Here is a 16413-nt window from a genome sequence, read left to right on the forward strand (position 1 = left end):
TTATTTAGCTTAAAATTTGTCCGTACCTCTAATGCTGAGAGACTAATAATAAAATAATTTATGGTACAATATAATTGGAAAGTAGGGATAGTTATGACAAAAAAAATTCAAATTGCAATTGATGGCCCAGCAGGTGCTGGAAAAAGCACAATTGCCAAAATTGTAGCAGAGGCACTAACATTTACTTACATTGATACAGGTGCTATGTACCGCGCAGTTACGTATAAAGGAATGCAACAAAACATACAATTAGATGATTCGGTTCGTTTAGAGGAAATGCTTCGTCAAACAGAAATTAAATTACAACCTTCACCACAAGGACAACTCGTTTTTGTAGACGGTGAGAATGTATCTGATGCCATTCGTTCAAACAAAGTAACATCAAATGTTTCACAAGTGGCAGCACATCCTAATATTCGTAGGATTTTAGTAACTATGCAGCAAGAACTTGCGGCTAACGGTGGTGTTGTAATGGACGGGCGTGATATCGCAACGCATGTCTTAAAAGATGCGGAGTTAAAAATATTTATGTCTGCATCAGTAGAAGAGCGCGCACGTCGCCGTTTCTTAGATAATGAGGGCCGTGGAATTCCCTCGACAATCGAAAATTTACAAGAAGAAATTGCCTTACGCGATAAATTAGATAGCGAGCGTGAGGCATCACCATTAATTCAAGCAGAAGATGCGCTATACCTAGATACAACGGCATTAACTATTGAAGAGGCAGCAACAAAAATTTTAAAATTAGCAAACGAAAAAATGATGTAAAAGAAATAACAAATACGTCAACATTATGAAATTTCTGAAAATAAAGGTATATTTTTTGTTTTTGTCGAAGTTTTCGAATAAAATAAAAATGGAATATGCGAAGGAGGGTTACATATGTCTGAAGAAATGAATTTAGGGTCAAACCAAGAGTTTCGTGAAGGAGATATTGTGAAAGGCATTGCTGTACAAGTAGATGAAAAGGCAGTAATAGTTTCTATAGAGGGTGCACCTTTTGATGGAATTATACCGATTAGCGAACTTTCAAGCTTACACATTGAAAAAGCTTCGGATGTTGTCTCTGTAGGGGACACACTGAACTTGATGATTACGAAAGTTGAAGAAGAAAACTTTGTTCTATCGAAGCGCAAGGTAGATGCCTTGCAAGCGTGGGATAAGCTAGAAGCTAAATTTGCTTCAGGTGAAGTTTTTGAGGCTGAAGTAAAAGACGTCGTAAAGGGCGGCTTAGTAGTCGATTTAGGTGTACGCGGCTTCGTACCAGCTTCACTCGTTGAAGATTATTTTGTTGAAGATTTTGAAGATTACAAGGGTAGAACGATGCGCTTTAAAATTACCGAGTTAGATAAGGACAAGGGGCGCCTAATTTTATCGCACCGTGCCGTTGTTGAATCGGAAAAAGCATCAAAGAAAAAGCAAGTCATTGATACGATTCAAGAGGGAGATCTGCTAGAAGGCAAGGTACAGCGTTTAGCTAGCTTTGGTGCATTCGTGGATTTAGGTGGCATTGATGGACTTGTGCATATCTCTCAAGTGTCACATGAGCATATTGACGATGTGTCATCTGTGCTTTCAGAAGGACAAACAGTAAAGGTTAAAGTATTATCGGTAGATGTAGCAAATGAGCGCGTGTCGCTATCGATTAAAGATACACTTCCTGGTCCGTGGACGGATATTACAAACCGTGCAGTTAAAGGAGCGATTTTAACTGGAGTTGTAAAACGCCTTGTTACATTTGGTGCATTTGTAGAAGTATTCCCAGGTGTTGAAGGACTTGTGCATATTTCTCAAATTTCCCATAAACATATAAACACTCCGCATGAAGTATTAAAAGAAGGTCAGGAAGTACAAGTTAAAGTACTTGAAGTAAATGCAGGAGAAAAACGCCTTGCTTTAAATATTAAAGACTTACTTGAAAATCCAGGCAAAGAAGAAGTATTTGATTACGTGCTACCTGTAGAAAACACAGGATTCTCCTTAAGTGATGTTATTGGTGATAAATTAAAAGGTTTTGCAAATAGAGATTAATCAAAAAAACGGACGCTTTGATGCGTTCGTTTTTTTTTGCGTACACATGTTAACCTTTAGAATGTTTCGAAAAAATGCTATAATGGCGGAATTCGTGTATAATACAGAAAGATTAGAGTTTGGAAGGATGAAGTACAGATGACAAAACCAGTAATCGCCATCGTAGGTCGTCCGAACGTAGGTAAATCGACAATTTTCAACCGTATCGTTGGAGAACGTGTATCAATCGTGGAAGATATTCCAGGTGTAACACGTGACCGTATTTATAGTTCGGCAGATTGGCTAGCACATGAATTTAATATTATTGATACGGGTGGTATCGAAATCGGAGACGAGCCGTTTTTAGAACAAATTCGTCAACAAGCAGAAATTGCAATTGATGAGGCAGATGTAATTATTTTCATGACAAATGGTCGTGAAGGTGTAACAGCTGCGGATGAGCAAGTAGCAAAAATTTTATACAAAACAAAGAAACCGGTTGTTTTAGCAGTAAATAAAGTAGATAACCCGGACATGCGTGAAATGATTTATGATTTCTACTCATTAGGTTTCGGTGAGCCTTGGCCGATTTCAGGTTCTCACGGCTTAGGTCTTGGGGATTTACTTGATGAATGTGCGAAGCATTTCCCGGAAGAGGACGAAGAGCAATATGATGAAGATACAATTAAATTCTCACTTATTGGACGTCCAAACGTTGGTAAATCATCATTAGTAAATGCATTCTTAGGTCAAGAACGTGTAATCGTAAGTGATATTTCTGGTACAACACGTGACGCAATTGACTCACCCTACTCACATGATGGACAAGATTATGTCATCATTGACACGGCAGGTATGCGTAAAAAAGGGAAAGTGTACGAAACAACTGAAAAGTATTCAGTATTACGTGCGCTACGAGCAATTGAACGTTCTGACGTTGTATTAGTTGTTTTCAATGCTGAAGAAGGTATCCAGGAGCAAGATAAAAAAATTGCAGGATACGCACATGAAGCAGGGAAAGCTGTTATTATCGTTGTCAACAAATGGGATGCGATTGAAAAAGACGAAAAAACAATGAATTTCTATACACATCAAATTCGTGAGCATTTCTTATTCTTAGACTATGCGCCGATCGTCTTCGTATCTGCGAAAACGAAGCAGCGTGTGCTTAACTTATTACCAGTAATTCAACGCGTAAGTGAAAACCATGCAATGCGTATTCAATCTTCTATTTTAAATGAAGTAATTGAAGATGCAGTAGCACGTAACCCGGCCCCAACAGACAAAGGGCGACGTCTACGTCTGTACTATGCAACACAAGTTGCCATTAAGCCACCAACATTTGTTGTATTTGTGAATGAACCGGAGCTAATGCACTTCTCGTATGAGCGTTTCTTAGAAAACCGTATTCGTGAAACATTTGATTTTGAAGGAACTCCAATTCGTTTAATTACACGTGCGCGTGACTAATTTGAACTTAAGGGGACAGAAAGTATGGAAAATGTTACAGTTTTAGGAGCAGGTTCTTGGGGATCTGCACTTGCCGTTGTGCTTGCTGAAAATGGGCATAATACATTGCTTTGGACGCACCGCGAGGACCAGGCAATTGAAATTAATGAACACCATACGAATAAAAAATATTTGCCGAATTCCACATTACCGACCAATCTAGCGGCAACGCATGAACTAGCAAAAGCTGCTGCGCACGCGACGACAATTGTTGTGGCAGTGCCAACGAAGGCAATTCGTGAAGTATGCGAAAATTTATCAGGCATACTTGCAAAAAAAGTTTTATTCGTCCATGTTTCAAAAGGAATTGAGCCGGATTCATTATTACGTATTTCAGAGTTAATGAATGAAAGCTTAAATCTGGAAGTCATCGAAGACATCGTTGTTTTATCAGGACCAAGCCATGCGGAAGAAGTTGTACTACAATATCCAACAACAATTACGGCAGCCTGTGCTAACTTGGTAGCTGCTGAAAAGGTTCAAGATTTATTTATGAACGGCTATTTCCGTGTGTATACGAATGATGATGTAATTGGTGTTGAAATCGGTGGTGCGTTGAAAAATGTTATTGCTTTAGCGGCAGGCATTACAGACGGCTTAAATTACGGGGATAATGCAAAGGCAGCGTTAATTACACGCGGCTTAGCAGAGATTACACGTCTTGGAGTGAAGATGGGTGGTAATCCGTTTACCTTTGCTGGATTAACGGGTATGGGCGATTTAATCGTTACATGTACAAGTGTCCATTCACGTAACTGGCGTGCAGGCAATTTACTTGGTAAAGGCATGAAGTTACCAGAAGTGTTGGAACAAATGGGCATGGTTGTAGAAGGTGTACGTACGACGAAGGCTGCACATCAGCTAGCGTTGAAATACGATGTGCCGATGCCAATTACTTCTGCCTTATTTGAAGTGCTATTTAATGATAAAGAACCGAAAGCCGCTGTCGATGAACTGATGATTCGTATGAAAAAACGAGAAATTGACGATATGCGCTAAAGAAAAGTGATTTCGCCCACGAATGTTTAAACAGCGCTAAAAATTTAATAAATTGTCACAAATGAAGGAGGTATGCATGCATACCTCCTATTCTTTTAATAGCTAAAACGGTATAATTACTATCAGTGTGTAATTACATATTTGTTTGAAAGGCGGTTTTAAAGTTGCAGAATCCATACTATTTTATGGATGCTTCCATGTTTTTATTGAATTCGGCGAGAGGCCCGTTAGCGCAAATGCACGCTCTAGATGTAATGTGGGTGTCCTTTTATGCAATTGGCTTATTAATTTTTTCTGTATTATTAATTTCAGTAGTAAGAAAATGGATCAATAATCCGGTGCTGGCATTTATTTTGAAATTTCTTGCCTATGGAATGTTATTAATTGGTTCGTTCTTAATGGTACTGGTCGTAGCGACTTGGCCAAATTAAAGCGTATATTGGTGGTGTAAAGATGATAAAAGGGTGGAAATTACTTGTTTTATTTGCAATGACGGCTGTGCTTCTTGCGGGTTGTATGTTTCCAGAAGAACAAAAAACGGAGAACCAAGTGCCAGATGTGGATCAGTTGGCAGCGGTACAACGTGCGGTAAATGACTTCCAAAAAGAAACAGGCGTCCTGCCGATTAAAACTCGTGATATGGATACAGATGTTTTTATAAAATATTTAATTGATTTTGAAAAACTTGTACCGAAATATTTAGCGAGCTCACCAGCTAATTCTTTCGAAAAGGGTGGTCTTTTCCAATATATTATTTGGAATCCAGAAGAAACCCCGACTGTGAAGCTTGTTGATTTACGTGTACCTGAGCGTATGCGTGAAGTAAATATTCGCTTTATGGCGACAACTTATCCGCAATACAAGGATAAGCTAGCTGAGTATGTGTACACTATTAATTTTGAAAATATTGGCTATAAAGAGGAAATTACGGTTCCAAGTCCGTACTCTAACAATCAATTGCCTATTATCGTAACATCTGAAGGTGACTTATTTGTCGACTACTCGATTGATTTATATCAATTTATTCAAGAAAATAATGTTACTGTAGAGCCGGGCGAAGATATTCGAAATTTACTTGTTGAAGCATATCCAGTTGTACCTGCCTACTCGCTTCCTTATACAGTAGATGAAAATAATGAACCGGTCTTCATGTACGACCCAACGAAATAATAAAAACCTCACACAGCATTTGTGTGAGGTTTTTTTCATATAATTAGTGAGTACTACATAAATTAATATGAAAAGGGGGAGCAGATATAAGCGAACAAGTATTTCAACAACTAGCAGAACGAACAAATGGCGATGTATATATCGGCGTTGTAGGGCCCGTACGCGTTGGCAAGTCGACGTTTGTGAAAAAAGTCATGGAAGGGGTCGTTTTACCGAATATCATAAATGAGGACGATCGTAGGCGTGCAATGGACGAGTTGCCACAAAGTTCACCAGGTCCAGTCATTATGACAGCAGAGCCAAAATTTGTTCCTGCCCAGGGGACAACGATTACAATTGGCGACAGCGCTATACCATTCCGAATTCGTTTAGCTGATTGTGTAGGATATATTATTGATGGGGTACGTGGGTATGAGGATGAAAATGGTCCGAAATACGTTCATACGCCTTGGCATAATGAACCTATCGCCTTTCAAGAGGCTGCGAAAATAGGTACAGATAAGGTCATTCGTGATCATGCTAATATCGGCGTTGTCGTGACAACGGATGGTACGGTAAATGGAATTGCTCGTCAAGCTGCACAAGTGGCGGAAGAGCAAATTATTCAGCAACTGCAAGATATCGGTAAACCTTTTGTTATTGTATTAAATAGTACAATGCCCGCGCATGCAGAGACGGCAAATTTACGCAATCAATTAATTGATAAATATGATGTGCCAGTCATTGCTGTTTCGGTGGATCAAATGCAGGTGAGCGATATCGCTTATATTTTGCAGGAGGCGCTTTTTGAGTTTTCCGTGGACCAAATTGAGGTAGAAAAACCAGACTGGCTTGATGTGTTAGAACCCTCACATGAACTGAATGCCACATTGCGTGAGGCTATCGAACAATTAAGTGGCGAGTCGATGAAAATTCGAGATGTGCAACAGGCAACGGATATGCTACAGCAGTTAGAATTTGTTGAGAGTAGTGAGGTAGCGCGTGTTGATGCAGGTTTAGGTGTTGCCACGATTCGTCTTACGATTACCCCGGAAACGTATAAATTTGTATGTAAGCAGTGGTTGGATTCTCCTGTAGAGTCTAAAAAGGATTGGCTACTATTCATCAAGGAAGCTGCCGAAGCAAAGGAAGCGCATAAACGTTTCCGTGAAGCGATTAATCAAGCGAGAGAGCATGGTTATGGTGTGACATTGCCAACAATGGAAGAGTTTTCACCAAATGAGCCAGAGCTGATCAAGCAAAATAACTTCTTTGGCGTGCGTATGAAAGCAACAGCTCCTTCCTACCATGTTATTCGTATCGATATGGAGTCAGAATTTGCACCACTTATTGGCTCGGAATTCCACAGTCAGCAATTACTAAAAGATTTAACACATGCATATAATTTTGATCGTCAGGCTTTGTGGCAAACACAATTATTTGGTACACCATTACATGAAGTTTTAAAAGAAAGCATCCGCTACAAAATGAATGCTGTACCAGCTAGTGCGAAGAAAAGAATGCGCCAAACAATAGAGCGCATGGTAAATGAAGGCGATAGAGGGCTCATTACATTTATTATTTAGAGATTTAGAAAAATACAAAAATTGTAAAAATATGTACAGGATGGTTTGCCTAATAGGTGAAATGTCCTGTAATTTGTGTTTTATTCTAAAAAAACCGTATTTATCTATAAAACATGGGTAAATACAGTTGCGTCGCGGTTTTGCATGTGTTACTCTTTTTACAGGATTTAGATTCATGAACCTTTGAGAGGAGGTGAATGGTGTGAATAAAACAGAATTAGTTAACTCTGTTGCTGAAGCTGCAGGTCTTTCTAAGAAAGACGCTTCTAAAGCAGTTGAAGCGGTATTTGATACAATTCAAGATACTCTTGCAAAGGGTGACAAAGTACAATTAATCGGTTTTGGTAACTTCGAAGTGCGTGAGCGTGCGGCTCGTAAAGGTCGTAACCCACAATCTGGTGAAGAAATCGAAATCGCTGCAAGCAAAGTACCTGCTTTTAAACCAGGTAAAGCGCTTAAAGATGCTGTAAAATAATACACGTCTCGAGTTACATAGAGCAGCCTTCATGAATTCATGAAGGCTGCTCTTTTTACATAAGCACAGATCAAAAAAATGACGTATTTTTCTTTCAATTATGTTCGATTTCTCCGATTGAAGAATCGGCTTTTGAACTTCTTGGGAGGATATGCTACGATTCATTTGTTAAAATGAACTGTAAATTGTTTTAGGAGGATTTGTTTTCATGACGAATGTTGATTTAAAAAAGATAGAAGAAGCAGTAAAAATGATCTTAGAAGCTGTAGGGGAAGATGTAGAACGTGAAGGTTTACTGGATACGCCGAAGAGGGTATCTAAAATGTACGCTGAAATGTTTAGTGGATTAAATGAAGATCCACGTGACTTTTTCAGTACAGTTTTTCATGAAGATCACGAAGAATTTGTTCTTGTTAAGGATATTCCGTTTTATTCAATGTGTGAGCATCATTTAGTTCCGTTTTACGGGAAAGCACATGTAGCATATATCCCCAAAAATGGCAAAGTAGCAGGCTTAAGTAAGCTAGGTCGTTGTGTAGAATCGGTTGCTCGTCGTCCGCAGCTACAAGAGCGCATTACATCGAAGGTTGCTGAGACGATTATGGAAATGCTGGATCCAAAAGGCGTTTACGTTGTAGTAGAAGCCGAGCATATGTGTATGACAATGCGCGGACTAAAAAAACCAGGTTCAAAAACAATTACATCTGCTGCACGTGGTGTTTATGAAACGGATGAAGTGAAGCGTCGCGAAGTAATTACATTTATTCAGATGTCTTAATTTGCTGGATTTTGTGATATGATAAACATAGAAAATGTTGTAATGGGGAGAATCGGACGATGACACAACCTGATTATATTATTATTGAAGCAGAAGAAGATGGCGTCCACGTAATTGGCTTAACGCGTGGTACAGATACAAAATTCCATCATTCAGAAAAGCTAGATGCAGGCGAAGTAATGATTGCGCAGTTTACGGAGCACACGTCTGCAATGAAAATCCGTGGTAAAGCCCAAATTCATTCCGCACATGGAGTTATCCAAAGCGGTTCAAAAAAATAAAGCTTTGACATTGATACAACACTGAAATGGAGTAATTTCTATGGATGCAACATACATTCCGAAAGCAATAGAGCAATTAAAATCAAATATTTTCATGCATGTTCGTCATAGAGCATTATTACACTATACAGGGGAACCGACTTTAGATCAAAATCAGCTATTTTTCATTCAACTTCCCTTTTTAAATGATGAAGTATTGAATGGGGAACGCATAATTAGTGCGACGACAGTGGGCATAGTCCATGCGTCCTTAGTTGAGCATGATAAAATACAAGAGCAGAACGCAACGAGCTTAGAACAGCAGTTGACCGTTCTGTCGGGTGATTATTATAGTGGGCGCTACTATCAGTTGTTAGCGCATACAGGTAATGTTTTGTTGATTCAAAAGCTCTCTAAAGGGATTGTAAACCGTTGTGAGCATCAAATTGCGGTTTATGAGTCAGCTAATCGAAGTTTTGCACAGTGGATTGAAAGCTTAACTGTAATTGAGTGTGAGTTAATCGAACAGTTTTATGATGTCTATGGTTTCGAAGCATATAAACCATATCTAAAAGTAGCTCTTACTATTGTACGATTACAGCTTGAGCTCGAAAAGCTTGAAAACGGTCAAGCATCCTTATTTGGACGAGCATTAGCAGAGAGTGTGCTAGCGTCCCAATCAATTCAAGACGAACTGCACCGAGAAATTATGGCGCTTACAGGTGCTCTAGATGAACAGTTACAATCTTCAAAGCTTTTAAACGAAGAATTGAAACAACACATCAAGAGCATGACGTCTCGTCATAAGTGACAAGAAAGGTTTTGAAAACAATGACAAAATCGAAAGAACAACATGTACACGAAGTATTTGAAACGATTTCTGAGAGCTATGACAAAATGAACTCAGTAATTAGCTTTCAAATGCACGTGAAGTGGCGTGAAGATACAATGAAGCGTATGAATGTACAACCGGGCGCAAAATGCTTAGACGTTTGCTGTGGGACAGCAGATTGGACAATTGCACTTGCGAAGGCTGCTGGTGAGCAGGGAATGGTAAAGGGGCTAGATTTCAGTAAAAACATGCTGAAAGTTGGTGAAGACAAAGTGAAGCCCTATCCTCAAATTGAGCTTCTACATGGGAATGCGATGGAGCTACCATTTGAGGATAATTCATTTGATTATGTCACAATTGGTTTTGGCTTGCGAAATGTTCCGGATTATATGCAAGTGTTACGTGAAATGAATCGTGTCTTAAAACCAGGTGGTATAGCCGTGTGTTTAGAAACTTCACAATCTGAAATTCCTGGTTACCGACAACTATTCCGATTCTACTTTAAATTCATTATGCCGATTTTCGGTAAACTTTTTGCGAAAAGCTATAAAGAGTACTCATGGCTACAAGAGTCTGCAAATGACTTCCCAGGCATGAGAAAGCTAGCAACTATGTTCGGTGAGGCCGGCTTTGAAAAAGTGACGTATAAAGGCTATAGTGGCGGAGCGGCAGCGATGCATATGGGCCTAAAAAAAGAACTCTAGTGGGAGAAGGTTTTGACGCGTGGAAAAGATGAAGCTTAAACTACTCTATACCGATATTAAGCCGGACATAGAGATCATCGAAAAAGAATTAGAAAAAGCGTTGAACTCATCTTCACACTTATTGAATGATGCTTCAATTCATTTATTGCAAGCTGGTGGTAAACGAATTCGGCCGGTATTTGTGTTACTAAGTGCTAAATTTGGAGACTATAATATTGAACGAATGAAAAATATTGCTGTACCATTAGAGTTAATACATATGGCTTCGCTTGTGCATGATGATGTCATTGATAACTCTGATATGCGAAGAGGAAGACATACGGTGAAGGCACAGTGGAATAATCGAGTGGCCATGTATACGGGTGACTTTATTTTTGCACGTGCATTAGAATATGTAACGGTCATTGAAAACCCACGTGCCCACCAAATTTTAGCTCGGACAATGGTTGAAATTTGTAACGGTGAAGTGATTCAAATAGAAGATAAGTTTCGTTTAAATCAAAATTTAAAAGATTATTTTCGTCGTATTAAACGTAAAACGGCACTGCTTATTGAGTCAAGTTGTGAGCTGGGTGCAGTTGTAGGTGGGGTAGATGAAAAAAACACGCGTCACTTAAAGCGCTACGGCTATTTTGTTGGCATGAGTTTCCAAATAGTTGATGATATTTTAGACTTCACTGCTACTGATAAGGAACTTGGCAAGCCAGCTGGTAGTGATTTACTGCATGGCAATATGACGTTGCCGATTTTACTAATGAAAGACGATCCAAAGATTCAGCCATACATCGAGAAGGTGTCAGTGGGCGAATTATCAGAAACAGAACGCAAAGAGATGCTTCAGATAGTCCGTAAGTCTGCAGCAATTAAACAAGCAATGCATATTAGCGAATTGTATTTAAAAAAGGCGTTAAAAGAGATAGAAGGGCTACCAAATCACCCGATGAAGAAAAAATTGCGTGATATCGCATTATTTATCGGAAAACGCAAATTTTAGCTAAAGGTTGAAGTTTGTTTAGGATTTTGGTAATATTTATCGGTAGGTGAAAAACCTTTTACTCAAACTTAAGGAGTGTTTAAAACAATGGCAATTGAAAAAACTTTTTTAATGGTTAAACCTGATGGCGTTGAACGTCAATTAGTAGGAGATATCGTAGATCGTTTAGAGCGTCGTGGTTTCGTATTACGCGCGGCAAAATTAATGGTAATTCCTCAAGAATTAGCTGAAAAACACTATGCAGAACACGCAGAGCGTCCTTTCTTCGGCGAATTAACTGATTTCATCACTTCTGGTCCAGTATTTGCAATGGTATGGGAAGGCGAATCTGTAATCTCATTAGCTCGTATGATGATGGGTGCTACAAAACCTTCTGATTCAGCTCCTGGTACTATCCGTGGCGACTATGCTACAACAGTATCTCACAACATTATCCACGGTTCGGACTCTCTTGCATCTGCAGAGCGCGAAATCTCTTTATTCTTTGGTGAAGATTTAGTTTAATTCATTATTAAATTTAACATTCAAACAGCTATGACCTTCGGGTGGTAGCTGTTTTTTTATTGTTAAGGAAAGTATAAAATTTCGCCATGTGGATAACATTCAAAAAAGTAAATGCAACGTCTAGGCGAAAGCGCCAGCCCCTCGAGGTCGCGGTCTGCCCTGGCGAAAGTGGTGGAGCGTTTACTTTCGCTTCGGGCTCGCAAGCAGCTGTCAGGGCTAAGCAGGCGCTTTAGCAGCTTCTAATCCACATAAGGAATGACATCAACTCGCCCTATTTTGAGCAAGTTGAGTTTTTCTGATGTAAAATTATTGGAAAAATGAAACTATTAACAACTAAATATCGTATAATTGAAATAGAGAAAGGTTGAAATAAGTATGTATATGTGAATTGCGATTGGAATTATTGCTGTAACAGCCATTATTATAGAAATGATTTCAAAAAATAAGAAATTTGAGTTGAAAAGGTTAGAACTTGAAAAAAGTGTAATTAGAAACATAAACTATTAATACTCAAAAAGAAACTTATAAAATTGCACTAATCTAAGCAGCTACTTATACAAACACAACAACCGATTGGCTATTAAGAAAACGACGTAAATCTTTAAGGAAGAGAGGATTTCATATGGAAGATATTATCATTTTATCGATCATCTTTGGTTCGGGTGCTTTAATTTCTTTAACAGCCATTTTGACTGGGCATAATCGCTCAAAATTAAAGCTTCAAATTAAAATGCTTGAAAAAGAAACTGAGTTAGAGCAACTTCGTATTGAAGGCTATGCAATGGAAACAGAAAAAATGAGAATGGAACTGGAACATTCGAAGCAATATTTACTAGAATCCCGCAAGCAATAAGGATTTGAGACAATAACTATTTCAGAAACTGGAATTTTCCGCTATAATAGTTTTACGCCATATGAGGGGATCGATGAGACAATGTCAGACTATGTACAATTTATTGATGGCATCAAACGAAAAACAGGAATTGATTTGGCACTATATAAAGAGGCGCAAATGAAGCGTCGACTTACATCGCTTTATGAAAAAAAGGGCTATAAAAATTTTGTAGAGTTTTTTGGCGCACTCGATAAAGACCGCGATTTAATGAATGAATTTTTAGATCGTATGACCATAAATGTCTCTGAGTTTTATCGTAACGGAAAACGCTGGGAAGTACTGCAAAATAAAATTTTCCCGATGCTTTTACAAACGAATAAACGCCCGAAAATATGGAGTGCAGCTTGTTCTACTGGAGAAGAGCCGTACTCATTAGCAATGGTTTTATCGCATCATTTACCATTATCACAAGTAAATATATTGGCGACTGATTTAGATGAAAATGTCATTCAAAAGGCAAAACTAGGGCTATATCCAGACCGCTCATTAGCAGAAGTGCCAAAAGATGTACAAGCAAAGTATTTTGAAACAGAAGGTCAGTTTTATAAAGTAAAAGATGAAATTAAACGTACAGTTAAGTTTAAAAAACATAATTTATTAAAAGATACGTTTGAATCCAATTTTGATTTAATCGTCTGTCGTAATGTAATGATTTACTTTACAGAAGAAGCAAAAGATCAAATTTATGAAAACTTTAGCAAGGCATTACGCCCAGGGGGGATATTATTTGTTGGTTCAACCGAACAAATTTTCAATCCGGCGCGTTACGGCTTTGAAGTGGAAGATACGTTCTTTTATCGAAAAAAATAATCGTACAAAAGTAAAGTGAATGTATGTAAACTGCACAAGTTTTATGAATTGGAAACTTTTCATATGAATGAAGGACGCTTTTCGTACAATTGGCGAAAAGCGTATTTTTATTTCTGGGTGTTTGAAGCATACATCATTTTTTTTAAGTAAAACGTTCAGAATATTCTCAAATAGAGAAAGAATCTTGGAAAATGTGTACTGTTATTTAAAATAAAATATGTTATAGTAAAAAATAAATACTTTAGCGAGTTGAAGGGAGAAAGTGTTTTATGCGTTATTTAACAGCAGGTGAGTCTCACGGACCACAACTAACTACAATTATCGAGGGCTTACCATCCCTTTTACCAGTGACGGCAGAAAAGGTGAACTATGATTTAAAGCGTCGTCAAGGAGGCCATGGCCGAGGTCGTCGTATGCAAATTGAAACAGATACGGTTGAAATCGTGTCAGGCGTTCGCCATGGTAAAACACTAGGATCACCGGTTGCGCTTGTTGTAACAAATGATGACTGGAAGCATTGGACGAAAATTATGGGAGCGGCTGAACTTCCTGAAGATATTGATCCTAACGAAATTAAGCGTCAAATTTCACGTCCACGTCCTGGTCATGCAGACTTAGTAGGGGGCATGAAATATGGTCACCGCGATCTGCGAAACGTTTTAGAGCGTTCAAGTGCACGTGAAACGACTGTACGTGTGGCAGTAGGTTCTGTAGCCAAAGCGTTACTTAGTGAGCTAGGGATTTCGGTTGTTGCCCACGTAACAGAAATTGTTGGCATTAAAGCGGACGTTTCAAAAGTAGAAGGTAAATCTGTGGATGAGATTCGTGCTATCGTCGAATCAGATCCATGCTATTGTGTAGACTCAGATGCTTCAGCGAAAATGGTAGAAGCAATTGATGAAGCGAAACAAGCGGGTGACTCAATCGGAGGCATTGTCGAAGTAATCGTAGAAGGTCTTCCAGCGGGTATCGGCTCATATGTACACTATGACCGTAAATTAGATGCAAAGCTAGCTGCAGCGATGCTAAGTATTAATGCATTTAAAGGCGTTGAATTTGGAATCGGCTTTGAGATGGCTCGCCGTAAAGGTTCTGAAGTACATGATGAAATCCTGTGGGACGAAGACAATGGCTATACACGAGCGAGTAACCGTCTAGGAGGCTTAGAGGGCGGTATGACAACAGGTATGCCAATCGTTGTACGCGGCGTAATGAAGCCAATTCCGACACTTTATAAACCTCTACAAAGTGTAGATATTGAAACAAAAGAACCTTTTAAAGCAAGTGTCGAGCGTTCTGATAGCTGTGCAGTACCGGCAGCATCGATCGTGGCGGAGCACGTTATTGCCTGGGAAATTGCGAGCGCGATTGTTGATCAATTCCAAAGCGACCAATTACCACAATTGCAAGCACAAATTGAAGAAATGCGCAAGTATACAAAGGAGTTTTAATATGAACATTCCAGTGCGTACTGCATCTCATTCGTATGATGTAACGATCGGTAACGGCATTTTAAAAGCAGCCGTGTTACGTTATGCTCAACTTATCGAGCAATCTGATAAAGTGTTTGTGCTAACAGACGAACGCGTTTGGGAAGCACAACAATCTTATTTTACAGCCAACTTTCCATTTGACTTTCATGTTTTTGTCATGCCATCGGGAGAGAGCTGTAAAAGCTTTGATAACTATAATGCGACACAAACATTTTTATTAGAAAAGAAATGCACGCGTAAATCACTTGTGATCGCATTTGGTGGAGGTGCTGTGGGAGATTTAGCGGGTTTTGTGGCGGCAACGTATATGCGCGGTATCTCGTTTATTCAAGTGCCGACAACCATCCTAGCGCATGACTCAGCGGTTGGTGGCAAAACAGCGATCAACCATGCACTTGGAAAAAATATGATCGGAGCCTTTTATCAGCCGCAAGCGGTCTTGTATGACACGCAGCTGCTGCGCACACTTAGCAAAAAAGAAGTGCGCTCAGGAATGGCTGAAGTAATTAAGCATGCGATGATTTCAGATGCAGAGTGGTTACAGCAACTCATGAATGGTGATAAAGTAACAGCATTATCTGAAGACCTACTGGGAAATTATTTAGCAGCGGGTGTGAGGGTAAAAGCCGCAATTGTCGAAGAGGATGAAACGGAGCAATCTGTTAGGAAGTATTTAAACTTAGGTCATACATATGGTCATGCGATGGAAGCTGCAGCTGGTTACGGTGGTTTAGCGCACGGTGAAGCGGTAATGATAGGACTTGTGTATAGTTTATTACTAAGTGAGCGCTATGGCACGATTGATCGTAGCTTCACGACGTCATTTTTAACATTTGCTGTTGAAAACGGCTACCCATTTGAAGCGGTGAGCAAGTTTAGCTTTGATGAACTAATCGAATATCTATTAAAGGATAAAAAAGCGGATTATGGCATTTTGCAATTTGTTTTATTAGAAGAAGTAGGCAAGCCATTTGTTCAAAAAATTGAGTTAGCAGAGTGTCGAGAGATAGACAAACAATTTAGAAATTTATTAGCGGAGGTGCTGATATGATTCGTGGCATTCGAGGTGCAACAACAATTGAATCGGATATACCAGAGCTAGTGTGGAGCGAGACAGTAAAGCTAGTACAGCGAGTTGCTGAGGCAAATAATGTATCGCCAGAAAATATTGCTTCAATTACGATTTCAACGACACCGGACGTGAAATCAGCGTTCCCGGCAAAATCAGTACGGTTAATGGAAGGCTGGCAGTACGTACCGATTATGTGCATGCATGAAATGGATGTACCAGGTGCATTGCCACTTTGCATCCGTGTCTTACTACACGTAAATATAGATACACCACAACATGAGATTCATCATATTTATTTAAATGAAGCGGTGAAATTACGACCTGATTTAGTGAGATAAGTTCA

19 protein-coding genes are annotated in these 16413 nt (G+C 39.2%); all 19 read left to right on the forward strand.

Annotated features, from left to right (window positions below; genetic code table 11):
• Window positions 1-93: 93 nt before the first annotated feature.
• The 19 genes from cmk to aroH all read left to right on the forward strand — a co-directional run bounded on the left by cmk (window position 94) and on the right by aroH (window position 16408).
• Window positions 94-768 (forward strand): (d)CMP kinase, encoded by a 675-nt coding sequence (gene cmk / locus MHH87_RS06060; RefSeq protein ID WP_340748431.1) that lies wholly within the window; start codon window positions 94-96, stop codon window positions 766-768.
• Between the two features lie 114 nt (window positions 769-882).
• A complete protein-coding gene (gene rpsA, locus MHH87_RS06065) occupies window positions 883-2031 on the forward strand; it encodes a 30S ribosomal protein S1 (protein ID WP_340748432.1) in 1149 nt (382 codons plus the stop codon).
• A gap of 138 nt (window positions 2032-2169) precedes the next feature.
• Window positions 2170-3480, forward strand: coding sequence for a ribosome biogenesis GTPase Der (der, locus tag MHH87_RS06070; RefSeq protein WP_340748433.1), 1311 nt, complete (start codon window positions 2170-2172; stop codon window positions 3478-3480).
• Between the two features lie 24 nt (window positions 3481-3504).
• Entirely contained in the window at window positions 3505-4518 is a 1014-nt protein-coding gene (locus MHH87_RS06075; RefSeq protein WP_340748434.1) for an NAD(P)H-dependent glycerol-3-phosphate dehydrogenase, read from the forward strand.
• 164 nt (window positions 4519-4682) lie between these two features.
• Window positions 4683-4949, forward strand: a complete 267-nt coding sequence (locus tag MHH87_RS06080; RefSeq protein WP_340748435.1) for a DUF2768 domain-containing protein — start codon at window positions 4683-4685, stop codon at window positions 4947-4949.
• Between the two features lie 22 nt (window positions 4950-4971).
• Window positions 4972-5688, forward strand: a complete 717-nt coding sequence (locus MHH87_RS06085) for a hypothetical protein (protein WP_340748436.1) — start codon at window positions 4972-4974, stop codon at window positions 5686-5688.
• An 86-nt stretch (window positions 5689-5774) separates the two neighbouring features.
• Window positions 5775-7253: a stage IV sporulation protein A gene (gene spoIVA, locus MHH87_RS06090; RefSeq protein WP_340750903.1), complete on the forward strand. Its 1479-nt coding sequence runs from the start codon at window positions 5775-5777 to the stop codon at window positions 7251-7253.
• Between the two features lie 202 nt (window positions 7254-7455).
• Window positions 7456-7728: an HU family DNA-binding protein gene (locus MHH87_RS06095; RefSeq protein WP_340748437.1), complete on the forward strand. Its 273-nt coding sequence runs from the start codon at window positions 7456-7458 to the stop codon at window positions 7726-7728.
• Between the two features lie 208 nt (window positions 7729-7936).
• Window positions 7937-8506 carry a GTP cyclohydrolase I FolE gene (folE, locus tag MHH87_RS06100; protein WP_340748438.1) on the forward strand — a complete coding sequence of 190 codons (570 nt, stop codon included), beginning with the start codon at window positions 7937-7939 and terminating at the stop codon, window positions 8504-8506.
• Between the two features lie 59 nt (window positions 8507-8565).
• Window positions 8566-8787, forward strand: coding sequence for a trp RNA-binding attenuation protein MtrB (gene mtrB, locus MHH87_RS06105; RefSeq protein WP_340748439.1), 222 nt, complete (start codon window positions 8566-8568; stop codon window positions 8785-8787).
• Between the two features lie 40 nt (window positions 8788-8827).
• Window positions 8828-9577, forward strand: a complete 750-nt coding sequence (locus MHH87_RS06110; protein ID WP_340748440.1) for a heptaprenyl diphosphate synthase component 1 — start codon at window positions 8828-8830, stop codon at window positions 9575-9577.
• Window positions 9578-9588: 11 nt separating this feature from the next.
• Window positions 9589-10302, forward strand: a complete 714-nt coding sequence (locus MHH87_RS06115) for a demethylmenaquinone methyltransferase (RefSeq protein WP_340748441.1) — start codon at window positions 9589-9591, stop codon at window positions 10300-10302.
• Between the two features lie 19 nt (window positions 10303-10321).
• The gene (gene hepT / locus MHH87_RS06120) at window positions 10322-11296 is read left to right on the forward strand and encodes a heptaprenyl diphosphate synthase component II (RefSeq protein WP_340748442.1); all 975 of its coding nucleotides are present in this window, start codon (window positions 10322-10324) and stop codon (window positions 11294-11296) included.
• Window positions 11297-11383: 87 nt separating this feature from the next.
• Window positions 11384-11800 (forward strand): nucleoside-diphosphate kinase, encoded by a 417-nt coding sequence (gene ndk / locus MHH87_RS06125; protein ID WP_340748443.1) that lies wholly within the window; start codon window positions 11384-11386, stop codon window positions 11798-11800.
• 622 nt (window positions 11801-12422) lie between these two features.
• Entirely contained in the window at window positions 12423-12653 is a 231-nt protein-coding gene (locus MHH87_RS06130; protein WP_340748444.1) for a hypothetical protein, read from the forward strand.
• Window positions 12654-12734: 81 nt separating this feature from the next.
• Window positions 12735-13505, forward strand: coding sequence for a CheR family methyltransferase (locus MHH87_RS06135; RefSeq protein ID WP_340748445.1), 771 nt, complete (start codon window positions 12735-12737; stop codon window positions 13503-13505).
• A gap of 269 nt (window positions 13506-13774) precedes the next feature.
• Window positions 13775-14956 (forward strand): chorismate synthase, encoded by a 1182-nt coding sequence (aroC, locus tag MHH87_RS06140; RefSeq protein ID WP_340748446.1) that lies wholly within the window; start codon window positions 13775-13777, stop codon window positions 14954-14956.
• A gap of 1 nt (window position 14957) precedes the next feature.
• Window positions 14958-16049, forward strand: coding sequence for a 3-dehydroquinate synthase (gene aroB / locus MHH87_RS06145; protein WP_340748447.1), 1092 nt, complete (start codon window positions 14958-14960; stop codon window positions 16047-16049).
• The gene (gene aroH / locus MHH87_RS06150) at window positions 16046-16408 is read left to right on the forward strand and encodes a chorismate mutase (protein ID WP_340748448.1); all 363 of its coding nucleotides are present in this window, start codon (window positions 16046-16048) and stop codon (window positions 16406-16408) included. The genes aroB and aroH overlap by 4 nt, the downstream gene beginning before the upstream one ends.
• The last annotated feature ends 5 nt before the right edge of the window (window positions 16409-16413 follow it).

Origin of the sequence: Solibacillus sp. FSL H8-0538 (assembly GCF_038003525.1) — a bacterium.
GTDB lineage: Bacteria > Bacillota > Bacilli > Bacillales_A > Planococcaceae > JBBOPI01.